Here is a 14,477-nt window from a genome sequence, read left to right as displayed (position 1 = left end):
AGAGCCGAAATGCATGACGATTCCTCCAGAGTCCCCGTGGAGCCGCTGCCGCCGACCCCGCTGAAGCCCGCCGACCTGCTGACGCAGATCCTGCTGGGGCTGCGGCTGGAGGGCGTCGAGTACGGCCGCTGCCTGTTGCGCGCGCCATGGGCGATCGCCTTCCCGGCGCGCAAGGAGGCGCGTTTCCATTTCCTCGCGCGCGGCATCGCGTGGCTGAAGACGCCGGGCAGCGACTGGGTGCAGCTGAATGCCGGCGACGCCGTGCTGCTGCCGCGCGGCAGCGCCCATGTGCTGGCGAGCGCGCCGGACCTGCCGGCGGTGGAGATCGATTCGATCGCGCGCCGCGCGGTCGCGGAGGACATCTACCTGGTCGGCGCGGAGGCGGTGGCCTTGGCCGGCGCACGCGCCGGCACCGCGACCCGGAGCGGAGCCGATGCGACAGTCGTTGCGGGGGCCGATCAGGAGGCCGATGCGGAGGCTGCGTCGGGCGAGGAACCGCCCGACGTCATGTTCTGCGGCGCGATGCGCTTCAATCTGGACCCGCTGCATCCGCTGCTGGCGATGATGCCGGATGCGATGCGCGCCAACGACCTGGCGCGCCGCGACCCGACGGTGCCGACGCTGCTCGAGGCGATGGAACGCGAAGTGGCGCTGGACCGCATCGGCGCCTGCGGGATCCTCGCGCGGCTGGCCGACGTGCTGGCTGCCACCATCATCCGCGCCTGGGTGGAATGCGCCTGCAACGACGCCAGCGGCTGGATCGCGGCCGTGCAGTGCCCCGGCATCGGCAAGGTGATCGCCGCGATCCACAACGAGCCCGAACGCGACTGGAGCGTGCCGGAGCTGGCCGGCCTGATGGGCGCCTCGCGCTCGCGCTTCGCCGAGGCCTTCACCAAGACGGTCGGCGAGAGTCCGGCGAAATACGTCGCCAAGGTCAAGATGTTCCAGGCCCGTCAGTGGATCGCGCACGAGGGCATGCGCGTCGCCGTCGCGGCGGACCGGCTCGGTTATGACTCGGAGGCCTCGTTCAGCCGCGCGTTCAAGCGCATCGTGGGCCAGCCGCCCGGCGCGTTGCGGCGCTCCGCCGCGCGCCCCACCGGCTGACGTCGCACGGCACGGCCGGGCACGCCGGCGCAGGACGTCGTACGACTCGGGCTAACCCGGAGTCGGCGGCCTTTACACCCCCGTGTCGCGGGGATCCCCCATGGATCGGGGTGTACGCCGCACGACGTTCGCAAGTGCCGATGCCATCGGGGTTTCCTGCAACGTACCTCGAAATATCGTGACACTTGGCACAGCTTGTGCATCGTTCCCTCTGTTCAGCACCGCACCGAGCGTGGTTGTGCCGCGCGGGGTGTCCACACCTTTCAGGGGGAACGTCCGATGTTCACGCGAATCAAGAGCTTGAAGAGCTTCAAGAACACCTGGCTGCCGATCGCAGCCCTGGCCTTCGGCGCGGCGACGTCCGCGCAGGCCGCCGCAGTCTTCATCGAAGGCGGCGACGCCGGCGAGACCATCATCACGGCCAAGACCTTCCTGGGCGGCGGCCCAATCGATGCGATCCAGGGCTCGATCGACGGCGACGCGGACCTGTTCGCGATCTACCTGACCGCGGGCACGGCGTTCTCCGCCACGACCACCGCGTCGACGGGCCTGGACTTCAATTTCTTCGACACGGTGCTGTACCTGTTCGACGCCGCGGGCAAGGGCCTGATCGGCAACGACGACGATGGCATCGTGGGCGGCTCGCAGTCGACCCTGAGCAACTACATCCCGACCGTGAGCGGCCTGTACTACCTGGCCATCACCGGCGCGAGCTACACGCCGGTGAGCGGCGGCTCGCCGATCTTCCCGTCGCTGCTGGGCGCGGGCGGCAACGTCGCCGCCAACCCCGGCGCCGGCCCGCTGACCGGCTGGAGCAGCCTGACCAGCGAGTTCGGCGAGTACGAGATCCAGCTGGTGGGCGCGAGCGCCGCCGCGGCCTCCGACGTGCCCGAGCCCGGCAGCCTGCTGCTGGCCGGCGCCGCCCTCGGCGTGGCCGGCCTGATCCGCCGCCGCAAGCCCGTCACCACCGCACAAGCCTGAGGAGCCGCCCATCATGACGACTTCCAACCGTACCGCTTCCCGCACCGCCCCGCGTCTGCGCGTCCTGAGCGCGCTGCTGGCCCTGGCCGCCTGCGGCGGCGCCTATGCGCAGCACGCCAAGCTCGACGGCGCGCTGTCCGACCTCGTCGACCAGCAGTCGCGCCGCCAACTGCGCTCGCTGGCCGTCGACACCGATGAGATCAAGCCCTACGTCAAGTCGCTGACCGACTCGCAAGGCCGCGTGCTGGTCGACATCTACCTCGAGGCCGGCACGTCGATCGACGACTTCAAGGCCCAGCTCGAGGCGTCCGGCGCGCAGGTGACCGGCGTCAACCGTGCCTTCAACAACGGCGCGATCTCGGCCTACGTGCCGACATCCGCGCTGGCCGCGCTGTCCGTTACCGACGGTCTGCACCTGGCCAAGCTGACGCGCCGTCCGCACAAGAACGTGGGCCTGACGACCTCGCAAGGCGCGCCGGTGCTGCGCAGCAACGTCGCCAACGCCGCCGGCTGGACCGGCGCGGGCATCACGGTCGGCGTGCTGTCGGACTCCTACGACGGATCGCCGCTGAGCTTCACCACGGTGCGTGCCGCCAACGACATCGCTTCCGGCGACCTGCGTCCGCCGAAGTGGGTCCTCGACATCGGTGCCGATCCGAGCAACACCGATGAAGGCCGCGCGATGATGCAGATCGTGCAGGACGTGGCCCCGGGCGCGGACCAGTGCTTCGCCACCGCCTTCGCCGGCGAGGCCGCCTTCGCCGACAACATCCGCCGGCTGCGCACGGAACCCGCCTGCCGCGCCGACGTGATCGTCGACGACGTCTTCTACTACGACGAGCCCTTCTTCTCCGACGGCCAGGTCGCGCAGGCGGTCAACGATGTCGTCAACAGCACGACGCTGGCGGGCCGTCCGGTCTCGTACTTCTCGTCGGCGGGCAACCAGGGCTCGGCCGGCGGCGGCGGCGCGATCGACGTGCCGGTCGCGACCTTCTCGACCACGCCGTCCAACCTGGGCAACGTCAACCTGGCGTCGCTGAACACCTGCACCAGCTCGCCGGCTTCCGGCAGCACCAAGGCCAACCAGGGCGGCGGCTTCCTGGACTTCGGCGGCGGCACCTACGCGCTGCCGGTGAACTACAACGGCGCGGGCTCGACGCTGCTGCTGCAGTGGGACGATCTCTTCTATCAGGGCAAGGTCACGACCGACCTGAACTTCTACCTGATCAACTCGGCTGGCAACTGCGTGTTCACGTTCGCGACCAACAACATCGCGGCGGACTTCGGCGAGGAGATCGTCGGCCTGTCGGGCGGCGCCAGCGGCACCTACCGCATCATGGTCGGCCGCACGAGCGCCGGCACCAAGCTGGCGTCGCGCGTGCGGATCGTCAGCCTGGAAGGCTGGGGCGGCACGCCGTTCCAGGTGCGCAGCAGCCCGACGACCTTCGGCCACAGCGCCGCGGCCGGCGCCAACAGCGTGGCGGCCTACCGCTACAGCTTCCCGGCGACGCAGCAGAGCCCGTTCATCCCCGCGTTCGAGAGCTTCAGCAGCCCCGGCCCGGTGACGATCGCGTTCGATGCCGCCGGCAACCGCCTGGCGGTGCCCGAGACCCGCAAGAAGCCCGACATCGCCGCGCCGGACGGCGGCAACACGACCTTCTTCTTCCCGAACTCGGATTACGAAGGCGACGGCTTCAACAACTTCTTCGGCACCAGCGCGGCGGCTCCGCACGCGGCCGGCGTCGCGGCACTGATGCTGCAGAAGGCTGGCGGCCCTGGCTCGCTGACGCCCAAGCAGATCAAGAGCATCCTGCAGACGACGCCGGCGGCGCGGGTGATCCCGTTCTCCGGCGGTGCCGCGGTCAAGGGCTGGAGCCTGTACGACGGCTTCGGCCTGATCGACGCGGTGAATGCGTTGAACAAGCTGCCCTGATCGACACCGCCCGCCGTCCCGGTCCTGTCCGGGACGCGTAAAGGCCGCCGAGGCCGCCGTCCGAAAGGTCGGCGGCCTTGTTCTTTTGGGGGCCGAAGACGAGGGCTCCGACGGCGACAAGCGCACGGGATCCACCCTGTTGGGGGTGTCACGGAGGCTCAGGATTCACGCTGGCAGAATCGCCGCCGACCAATGCAGGGAGGGGGCCGCACGGCATCGGACGCGACAGACGTCCGCCGGGCGGTCAAGGGATGGGCGCGCGCGTCTGTCTGCGACTTCCTGGATGGCAAGACCTGTCACTTCGGGAGAGATCGCGTGAGCGATGCAACAAGACGCTTCTCGGCCGCCAAGGCCTTCCGCTGCCTATTGATCGCCATCGGTTTAGGCTTTTTCGTATTGCCGGCGATGGCAGCCAGGGACTGCTGGTCACTCAATGGGCAGACCGCCAACATCGGCTCCTATTACCCGAATGAGCTCACGTTCAATTGCTACGACAGTGCGGAAGCCGCGCTGGCGGCCGTCATTGCTTCCGCCAACCAGAACGGACAGGTTCCGCGCGACCTCGGGAGCTACAAGACCACGGCCTCATTCGTTGGCAAGTCGTGTGCGCTCTGGCGCAATTTGGCCCGGCCTGGCATCACGATGCTGTGCGACTACGTCAGCTCGTACACCTACTTTTATCCCGACGGTGTGGTCAAGGTGGGCAGCGAGATGTCGGGCACGCTCACTGCGCTGCTGCTTTGCGGCGAGTACAACAAGAAGGCGCCGATCGGCAGTACGACCTCGTCCTGCAAGCCGGTCCTCGACAAGTTCGGGACGGCAGCGCCGTCGAGTTGTCCTGCCCGCATCGGTTCACCGAACGTCGGCAATCCGGTTGACGTGCTGACCGGCATCAAACGCCAGACGGAGCCGTTGCTGACGTGGGGACGAGGGCATTCGCTCTCGATGACCTACGTGGGAACGCAGCCGATGGAGGGTTGGACACTCCAGGAGGGTGGGGCGCATTCATTCGGCCGCCGCTGGTTCAGCAATCTCCATCGGCAAGGCATGTATGAGTCCGACCATGGGTATGCCGTCTATCTGTATCAGCGCGAGGGCGGCGTGTGGAAGCGATTCCGGCAGGATGTGGGAAGCGATGACGCCAGTCAGCGGGATCCGATGCCGGTCGGCAAGTCCGTGGGATCGTCGTATTACTGGCTCTATCGGGACGTTCAGACTGGAGCCATCGAGGTCTACCGCTACGAGGACTACAAGCTGGTCAGCATCGCCTACATCGACGGGCGGCGGCTGGACTTCACCGGTTCGGTGCACCCCGCGACGACCGGTCAACTCGAAGATCGTTACCTGATCGACAGAGTCACGGACGAGTCGGGGAGGACCGTCTCATTCCAGTACAAGTCGGTGGACAAGAAGTACTCGGCGATCGAGCAGGTCACTGATCCGGCAGGCCTGCCATTGCGGATCGCGTACGACGCGATCGGCAACCTGACGTCTGTGACCTACGCGGACCAGAAGTCGCGCGAGTATCTGTATGAGAACTCCAGCTTCCCGGTTCTCTTGACGGGGCGCCTCGATGAAGGCGGAGGTCGCATCGGAACGTACCGGTATGACAACGCCGGCCGCGCGGTGGAGACGCAGACCGGATCGCTGGCGCCCTGGACGATCCGCTGGGATTCGGCACCGCCCGATCCGGCGCCGCAGGAGTACTACGATCCGGCGCTCGACGTCATCATCCGGATTCAGCCGCAGGCGATGCCGACGGCAACACAAGCGCGGGTGACCTCGCCTGACGGTGTCGAGTCGGTGCTGGGCGGAGCTGTGGTCGGACGCTCCGCCATGGTGACGTCGCGCTCCCAGCCCGCCGGTGCCGGTTGCGAGGCGTCGACGTCGAACGCCGTCTTCGATGCGGCAGGCAACGTCGTCCAAAGCGATGACTTCAATGGCGGCCGCAGCTGCATGGCCTACGACGCGACTCGCGGACTCGAATTGAGGCGTTTCGAAGGGCTCACGAGCGCGACAGCATGCACTGGCGTCAATGCGTCGTCCATGCCGGTTGGGGCGCGCCTGGTGACTTCGCAATGGCATCCCGACTGGCGCCTGAAGACCAAAACCGCGGAGCCTCGCCGCATCACCACGCTGGTGTACAACGGCCAGCCTGATCCGTTCAACGGCAATGTGGTGGCGAGCTGCGCGCCGACCGACGCAAAGCTGCCGGACGGCAAACCCATCGTGGTGCTGTGCAAGCGCGTCGAGCAGGCGACGACCGATGAGACCGGAGCGCTCGGCTTTAACGCCACGCTTCAGTCCGGCGTGCCCGCTCGCGCGACGAGCTGGACCTACAACGCGACGGGTCAGGTCTTGACGGAGACCGACTCGCGCAACCGGGTCGTGCTCACGAATGAGTACTACGCCGACACGACGGCCGATCACACGAAGGGCGACTTGAAGTCATCGCAGAACGCCGCCGGACACGTCACGAATTTCCTGCGCTACGACGCTTACGGCAAGCCGCTCGAGACGGTGGATGCCAACGCAACAACGACGACCTACGTCTATGACCTCCGTCAACGGCTGACGTCGGTGACCACTGCGGGCTCGACGACGACCTACGAGTACTGGCCCACCGGCCTGCTCAAGAAGTCGTCCCAGCCGGATGGCAGCGCCGTGAACTACGAGTACGACGATGCGCATCGACTCGTCGCCGCGTCGGACACGCGGGGCAATCGCATCGAGTACACGCTCGACCAGAGCGGCAACAAAACCAATGAAGTGGCCAAGGACCCGGATGGAGCGCTCAAGCGGACGATGAGCCGCGCGTTCGATGCGCTGGGTCGGGCGCAACAGACGACGGGGAGGGAGTAAGCCATGAACCGCATCGACAGGCACTCGAAGTGCCGGAGCACACTCGCATCCGCCGTGGCTGCGCTCATCGGTCTGATCGGGGCTCTCGCACCGATCGCCCATGCCGCGACGTTGCCGCCTCCGCCAGTCTCTCCGGCACCGGTCACCGACTACGAGTACGACGCCAAGGGCAATCCGACCAAGGTCATCAAGGCCAAGGGGGTGAGCGGCTTCGGCTTCGCGACCACCAACGCGTACGACCCGTTGGACCGCGTCAAGACCAGCACGGACGCGCGCAACGGCGTGACGCAACTGGGTTACGACGGCATCGATCAGCTGAAGCAGGTCACCGATCCTCGCAGCCTGGTGACCTCGTATCAGCGCAACGGGCTGGGAGACCTCACTCAGCTGGTGAGCCCGGACACGGGCACTGCCAACAGCACCTACGACGCCGAAGGGATCCTGCTCACCCGCACGGACAGCCGCGGCGTCCTGGCGACCTATGGCTATGACGCCCTCGACCGCATGACTTCGGCGGTGTACACGCAGAGCGGCCAGACGACGCAGAGCTACGCGTGGACCTACGACCAGACCGGCGGTGACTTCGGTGCCGGCATCGGCCGGCTCACGACGGCCACGGGTACCGCGGGCAACACGAAGTACGGCTACGACGCCAAGGGCCGCGTGATCACGGTGATCCAGACGGTGGGGACGGCGGTCTTCACCACGCGCTACGGCTATGACTTGGCCGACCACGTCACCAGCATCACCTACCCGTCGGGCCGCGTGCTGACCATCCAGTACGACGCCGGCCTGCCGGTGAGCATGAGCCTGGCCAAGGACGTGTCGAGCGCCGCACAGCCGCTGATCACCGGCATCCAGTGGGAGCCCTTCGGTCCGGCACGCAGCTGGAACATTCAGCTCACTGCTGGCCCAAAGCCCATCGAACGGGTCTTCGACCAATACGGCCGGATCGTCCGTTACTCGCTGAACTCGCGAGTGCGCGACATCACCTACGACGCGGCGGATCGCATCGTCAGCTACACGCACCTGGACGCGACGACCGGACAGGCCACCGCAGAGGCCCAGTCGCTCAACCAGAGCTTCGGCTACGACGAGCTTGGCCGCCTGACCGGCATCGTCACGCCCACCTTAAGCTGGAGCATCGGCTACGACGCCAACGGCAACCGGACCGGCGTCACGCTCAACGGCACGGCTCGGGCCTACGCCACCGAGGCGACGAGCAACCGCCTCACGAGCATCAGCAACCCCACGCGCGGCTTCGGCTACGACGCGATGGGCAACACGCTGAGCGACACCGGGCTCGCGTACACGACGACCTACGGCCTCGATGGCCGGATGGGGACGATCACGAAGTCCGGGGTGACGACGACCTACAGCTACGACGCGGGTGGGCAGCGAGTGCGCAAGGTGTCGGGCTCGACCACCACGCACTTCAACTACGACCAGAACGGGCAGCTGCTCGGCCAGTACTCGGGCACGACACCCTCACAAGAGTACGTGTGGCTGGGCGGCATTCCGGTCGCCGTGCTTCACGGCGCGTCGCAGGATCCGGAGGTGCTCTACGTGTTCTCGGACCACCTCGGCGCACCGCGCGTGATGGTCGACAAGAACAACGGCGGTCGCTGGCGCTGGATCAGCGAGCCGTTCGGAACGACAGCGCCGGAAGAGGCGCCCGGCGGCCTCGCGCCGGTGACGCTTAACCTGCGCTTCCCCGGCCAGTACTTCGACAAGGAGTCGGGGCTGAGCTACAACTACTTCCGGGACTACGATGGGACAATGGGGCGGTATGTCCAAAGTGACCCAATTGGATTGCGAGGCGGCATCAATACTTACGCATATGTTGAAGCGGATCCGCTGAGTTATGTGGATCCGTTGGGAAATGTAAGGCAGGGCGGCAAGACAGGCCAATGGTGGGAATATACAGATAGAAACTTTCAACGCTGGTTTCATCAATGTATAAAGGATCCTAACGATAGAACAGACGCCACGAGGACTGAACTTGCTGATGCTCACGCGGAGTGGATCCTTTACGGCAAGCCAGATGGAAAGAATGGTTGTGGCGGGCCGCCGCCGCCGCCAGCGCCAGCGGCGGCAGCACCTACTTCAACCCCGGTGTCCGGGCCTGCTTGTGGAGAGGATTGCAAGAAGGTTGCAACGACGGTGTTTATTGGTGGAACTGCATATGTGGTTTATCGGTGCTTGCGTATGGTGCCCTCTCTGCTTCCACCACTTTGGCCCACTATCCCAGCCAATGCGGCAATACCATGAGTTTAAATAAATTGACTGCATCGCACGTATATACCGTAGAGCTTCGATTCTCCGGTGATGATTTGGATCCGCTTGAAATTACATCGCGACTGCATTTGCAGCCAAGCCACTTCTCTACACGGAATGAAGTTGAATCCCAAGTTAGGCGGCGACGCCCATTCTGGGCATACAACGGTCGAGGTGAGATCGACTTTCAGCCTGAATGGTTTGCTCTGGAGGAGGGGCTTGCCTTTCTTCTCAATACACTAGATTCGAGGAAGTCGGAGATTCTCTTGTTGTCAGAACAATTCGACGGTGTATGGTGGTGTGGGCACTTTCAAAATTCTTTTGATGGCGGGCCAACGCTTTCGTCGACCCTGCTCGCCGAGTTGGGAGGGTTTGGTGTTCCTCTCAGTATTGATAATTATTTTTCTGACGAGTAGAAACGGCTTTCGACTTGGCCGATTGGAGGTGGGCTGCAACCCCGTCAAGCCATGGGGGGCAGGGCGCGGGAGCCCCGCTGATAGCGTGCAAGAGCCTTGAGGTGCGGCGCACAAGTCGGGATGACTTGATCGCCCTCATTGAGACCTCCTTCCGCCAAGTAGAAGCATGAACTTGGGCGACGTGCACCATGTGCCTCAGGCACGCCTTGACGCTCCGTGATCGTGCTGACGTGACGTCTTGAAGGCTCGACCTCACATCCACTTCCGCGTGCCCGTCGCCGCCTTCCCGCCTCGTCTGCTGACGGCTTTTTCAAGCCGTTGCAATGAGCGTCCGGAGCGCGTTTCCGACGTTGTCTTTACCGGGCGCATCCCCCTTGTTCATGGGGTCTCCGGACGGCCGGGAGGCCGACCCGGGACCCATTCTTGCTATGGACCCCTGCGAACCCGGGATGGTGGCTTTCAAGCCCTCCGGAACGGGGTAGTCCGGTCATGGTGCAGGGCTACACTCGCCGCTCGCGTACGCGTAGAGCACCCCTCAAGGGGCCGCCGGACAGACACAACATCAAGGTCGACACCATGCTTGCGATGAGGACTCGGGATCAAGGAATTCAAGCGCGACAGGCCACGCCGGCCGTCGCCATCGCCACCACCCTGCTGGCCGCGGCATTGCTCGCCGCGTGCGGCGGCGGCAGCGGCGCCAAGGCCTCGCAGACCGCGGCCAAGGTGAACAAGGAAGAGATCACCGTCCACCAGATCAACTTCGTGCTGCAACGTCAGCCGAACGTGAAGCCGGAGCAGGTGGACGCCGCGTCGCGCCAGATCCTCGAGCGCCTGATCGATCAGGAACTGGCCGTGCAGAAGGCCCAGGACCTCAAGGTGGATCGCGATCCGCGGGTGGTGCAACAGATCGAAACCGCAAAGCGGGAGATCATCGCCAGGGCCTATGCTGAACGCATCGGCGAGACGGCGAGCAAGCCCACCGATCAGGAAATCAAGCAGTACTACAACGACAAACCGGCACTTTTTGCCGAGCGTCGCATCTACAACTTGCAGGAAATCAACATCGAGGCGAAGCCGGATCAGTTCGAAGCGATCCGCGCCAAGCTGCAGGGTGCCAAGACCCTCCCCGAGTTCCTCGAATCGCTCAAGAGCGACAACTTCAAGTTCGTCGGCTCGCAGATCGTGCGCTCGGCCGAGCAGATCCCGCTCAACAACCTCGACGCGATCTCGCGCCTGAAGGACGGCCAGTTCATCATGAACGGCCAGCCCAACGGCCTCACCGTGCTCTTCCTCGCCGGCTCGCAGCGCCAGCCCGCGACCGAGGCGCAGGCGCGCGCGTCCATCGAGATGTTCCTGCTGAACCAGCGTCGCGCCGAGCTGGTCGCCAAGGACATCAAGACCATGCGCGACAACGCCAAGATCGAATACGTCGGCAAGTTCTCCGACATGGCCGCGTCCGCGCCCGCCGCCACCCCCGCTTCCGCGGCACCGGCCCTCGTGCCCGCCGCCTCCGACAGCCCCACCGGCGCCAGCGGCCCGGTGGACAACAGCGCACTTTCCAAGGGCCTAGGCATCAAATGAAACATCTGCGTCGCTTCCCGATCCTTGCCATCGCGCCGGCCCTGCTGGCCGCGGTGCTCTCCACCAGCACGCTCGCGCAGACCGCGCAGCGTCCCGCCACGCCCGCACCGGTCGCCCTGGCCACCGGCGGCGCCGCGGAGTACCGGCTCGGATCGGGCGACGCCCTGAAGATCACCGTGTTCCAGAACGCGGACATGGCCCTCGAGACCCGCGTCTCCGAAGCCGGCACGATCAGCTTTCCGCTGCTGGGCGTCGTGCGCATCGGTGGCCTGACCGTCAGCGAGGCCGAGGCCAAGATCGCCGACGGCCTGAAGAAGGGCAACTTCGTCAAGCAGCCGCAGGTGACCATCCTGGTGATCAAGGTCGTGGGCAACCAGGCCAGCGTGCTGGGCCAGGTCAACCAGCCGGGCCGCTACCCGCTGGAAGTCTCCGACACGCGCCTGACGGACCTGCTGGCCAACGCCCGCGGCGTCGCCTCTTCCGGCAGCGACACGCTGGTGCTCAGCGGCGCGCGCGGCGGCAAGCCCTTCCGTCTCGAGATCGACCTGCCCACGCTGTTCGGCCCCAACGGCCGCGAGCAGGACATCATCGTGCAGAACGGCGACGTGCTGTGGGTCGACCGCTTCCCGATGGTCTACATCTACGGCGAGGTGCAGAAACCCGGCCAGATCCGCCTCGAGCGCGGCATGACGCTGCTGCAGGGCCTGGCCGCCGGCGGCGGTCTGACGCTGCGCGGCACCGACCGCGGCATCCGCGTCCACCGCAAGGACGACAGCGGCAAGGTCCAGGAGATCAAGCCCGCGATGGACGAGGCGCTGCGCAACGGCGACGTGATCTTCGTGCGCGAGAGCCTGTTCTGACGGTCCGGCTTTGACGACGTGTAGTGCCGGGCCCCGGGCCTGGCGAAGGAGTGCAGGGTGACGCCCAGCAAATTGATGTCCATCATCCGCGCGCGCTGGTCGCTCGTGCTGCTCGTGGTCGCGCTGACCACGCTGACGGCGCTCGGCGTGAGCCTCGCGCTGCCCAAGCGCTACATCGCGACCGCCTCGGTGCTGGTCGACGCCAAGCCCGATCCGGTCTCGGCGCTGATCTATCCGGGCCTGGCCTCGCCGGCCTACATGAACACGCAGGTCGACGTGATCTCCAGCGACCGCGTCGCGCTGCGCGTGGTGCGCGACCTGCGCCTGACCGAGCTGCCCGAGCTGCGCCAGCAGTGGCAGGAGGCCCAGCTCGACGGCACGATGGAGCAGTGGCTGGGCGACGGCCTGCGCGGCAACATGGACGTCAAGCCGTCCAAGGAAAGCAACGTGCTGATGGTGACCTACAAGTCGCCGTCGCCGCAGGTCGCAGCGACGATGGCCAACGCCTTCGTCAAGGCCTACCTGGCCACGACGCTGGACCTGCGCGTGGAGCCCGCCCGCCAGTACGCCGGCTACTTCGACGTGCAGGCCAAGACGGCGCTGGAGAAGCTCGAGTCCGCGCGCGCCAAGCTCTCCGTCTACGAGCGAGAGCACGGCATCCTCGCCAGCGACGAGCGCATGGACGTCGAGACGGCCCGCCTGTCGGAGCTGTCCTCGCAACTGGTCGGCCTGCAGGCGCAGTCGTCCGAGTCCGGCAGCCGCCAGGGCCAGGCCGCGCGCGGCGCCGACACGCTGCCGGACGTGCTGGCCAACCCGGTGGTGTCGCAGCTCAAGTCCGACGTCAGCCGCGCCGAGGCGCAGCTGCAGCAGCTCAGCACCCGCTACGGCGACAACCACCCGCAGGTGGTCGAGGCCAAGGCCTCCCTGAACGATACCCGCGCGAAGCTGCGCACCGAGATCTCGCGCGTGACCGGCGCGGTCACGGCGACCAACAACATCAACCGGCAGCGCGAGTCCGAGACCCGCGCCCAGCTCGAGTCGCAGCGCGAGAAAGTCGCCAAGCTGAAGCTGGCGCGCGACGAGGCCAGCGGCCTGATGCGCGAGGTCGAGAGCGCCCAGCGCGCCTACGAGAACATCACCACGCGCCTGAACCAGACCAGCCTGGAAAGCCAGACCACGCAGAGCAACGTCAACGTGCTGACCGAGGCGACACCGCCGCGGGCGCCGGCGTCGCCGCGCGTCGGGCTGAACACGGCGCTGGCCTTCGTGGCCGGCCTGATCCTGGCGATCGGCCTGGCGCTGCTGCTGGAACTGCGCGACCGCAAGGTGCGCGATGCCGACGACGTGATGGCGGTGCTGCCGCTGCCGATGCTGGGCGTGCTGCCCGCGCCGGGCCGGCGTCAGCCCAGCGGCCTGGCGTCGAACGAGCGCCGGCTTCTGGGACACGCGGCCCCTCGGGGGACTGCGTGATGTCCGACATCAAGGAACCCCTGGCCTACAGCAAACCCGTGGACGCACCCAACAAACCTCCTGGCGGCGTGCACGACCGCTCGATCGGCGCGATCATCGCCGAGACCCGCAACCTCAGCGCCGACCAGGTCGAGCGCGTGCTGCAGTACCAGCGCGAGCGCGGCATCCGCTTCGGCGAGGCCGCCGTGGCGCTGGGCTACGCCAACGCCGAGGACGTGCTGGAGGCGCTGTCCAAGCAGTTCCACTATCCCTACGCGCCCAACGAGCGCAAGGTCCGCAGCCCCGAGCTGGTGGCGCTGAACACGCCGTTCTCGTCGCAGGCGGAAGTCTTCCGCGGCATCCGCAGCCAGATCATGATGCGGCTCTACCGCGAGGGCGAGGCGCGCCGCGCGCTGGCCATCATCAGCCCCGACACGCTGGACGGGAAGAGCTACTTCACGGCCAACCTGGCGGTCACGCTGGCGCAACTGGGTGGCCGCACGCTGCTGGTGGACGCGGACCTGCGCCGCCCGCGCCAGCACGAGATCTTCGACGTGCAGAACCAGGCCGGGCTGTCCTCCATCCTGTCGGGACGCAGCGAGCCGCGCGTGATCCAGCAGGTGGAGGGCATGAACAGCCTGTTCGTCCTGCCGGTCGGCGCGGTGCCGCCGAACCCGGTGGAGTTGCTGGAACGGCCCGCCTTCGGCATGCTGATGCGCGAGCTGGCCGGCAAGTTCGACCACGTCATCGTGGACACCTCGGCCGGCCAGTACGGCGCGGACGCGGCGATCGTCGCCGCGCGCTGCGGCGCCGCGCTGGTGCTGGCCCGTCAGAACCAGTCGCGCGTCGTCGCGCTGCAGGAACTGACCGACAGTCTCGACGGCGTCGCCACGACGCTGATCGGGACCGTCATGAATCAATATTGAATTCAGGGCCGCAGAGCCTTCGATGGAGACACGTCCGGTCCCGGCCGGCGTGTCTTCGCATGTCTTGACGCTTCAGCAGGGATCGCAG

At 66.6% G+C, this 14,477-nt stretch carries 10 protein-coding genes; all 10 read left to right on the top strand.

From position 1 onward, the window contains the following. Positions 1 to 9 precede the first annotated feature (9 nt). The 10 genes from AC07OZ_RS23920 (at position 10) to AC07OZ_RS23875 (ending at position 14,389) form a co-directional block, all read left to right on the top strand. Positions 10 to 1,104, top strand: coding sequence for an AraC family transcriptional regulator (locus tag AC07OZ_RS23920; RefSeq protein WP_495469568.1), 1,095 nt, complete (start codon positions 10 to 12; stop codon positions 1,102 to 1,104). A 279-nt stretch (positions 1,105 to 1,383) separates the two neighbouring features. Further along, positions 1,384 to 2,085, top strand: a complete 702-nt coding sequence (locus AC07OZ_RS23915) for a DVUA0089 family protein (protein WP_495469567.1) — start codon at positions 1,384 to 1,386, stop codon at positions 2,083 to 2,085. A gap of 13 nt (positions 2,086 to 2,098) precedes the next feature. After that, positions 2,099 to 4,018 (top strand): S8 family peptidase, encoded by a 1,920-nt coding sequence (locus tag AC07OZ_RS23910; protein WP_495469566.1) that lies wholly within the window; start codon positions 2,099 to 2,101, stop codon positions 4,016 to 4,018. 315 nt (positions 4,019 to 4,333) lie between these two features. After that, positions 4,334 to 6,880, top strand: coding sequence for an RHS repeat domain-containing protein (locus AC07OZ_RS23905; RefSeq protein ID WP_495469565.1), 2,547 nt, complete (start codon positions 4,334 to 4,336; stop codon positions 6,878 to 6,880). A 3-nt stretch (positions 6,881 to 6,883) separates the two neighbouring features. After that, positions 6,884 to 9,151, top strand: a complete 2,268-nt coding sequence (locus tag AC07OZ_RS23900) for an RHS repeat-associated core domain-containing protein (RefSeq protein ID WP_495469564.1) — start codon at positions 6,884 to 6,886, stop codon at positions 9,149 to 9,151. Further along, entirely contained in the window at positions 9,148 to 9,573 is a 426-nt protein-coding gene (locus tag AC07OZ_RS23895; RefSeq protein WP_495469563.1) for a DUF4279 domain-containing protein, read from the top strand. The genes AC07OZ_RS23900 and AC07OZ_RS23895 overlap by 4 nt, the downstream gene beginning before the upstream one ends. Before the next feature lie 585 nt (positions 9,574 to 10,158). Further along, positions 10,159 to 11,154, top strand: coding sequence for an EpsD family peptidyl-prolyl cis-trans isomerase (locus tag AC07OZ_RS23890; protein WP_495469562.1), 996 nt, complete (start codon positions 10,159 to 10,161; stop codon positions 11,152 to 11,154). Beyond that, positions 11,151 to 12,014 (top strand): polysaccharide export protein EpsE, encoded by an 864-nt coding sequence (gene epsE, locus AC07OZ_RS23885; RefSeq protein ID WP_495469561.1) that lies wholly within the window; start codon positions 11,151 to 11,153, stop codon positions 12,012 to 12,014. The genes AC07OZ_RS23890 and epsE overlap by 4 nt, the downstream gene beginning before the upstream one ends. Before the next feature lie 57 nt (positions 12,015 to 12,071). Next, complete coding sequence (gene epsF, locus AC07OZ_RS23880; RefSeq protein WP_495469560.1) at positions 12,072 to 13,484, top strand: chain length determinant protein EpsF; 1,413 nt, start codon at positions 12,072 to 12,074, stop codon at positions 13,482 to 13,484. After that, positions 13,484 to 14,389 carry a polysaccharide biosynthesis tyrosine autokinase gene (locus tag AC07OZ_RS23875; protein WP_495469559.1) on the top strand — a complete coding sequence of 302 codons (906 nt, stop codon included), beginning with the start codon at positions 13,484 to 13,486 and terminating at the stop codon, positions 14,387 to 14,389. Before epsF ends, AC07OZ_RS23875 begins: the two co-directional genes overlap by 1 nt. Positions 14,390 to 14,477 lie beyond the last annotated feature (88 nt).

This window comes from Roseateles sp. GW821-FHT09G03 (genome assembly GCF_059416045.1).
This window is presented reverse-complemented; position numbering and strand designations above follow the sequence as displayed.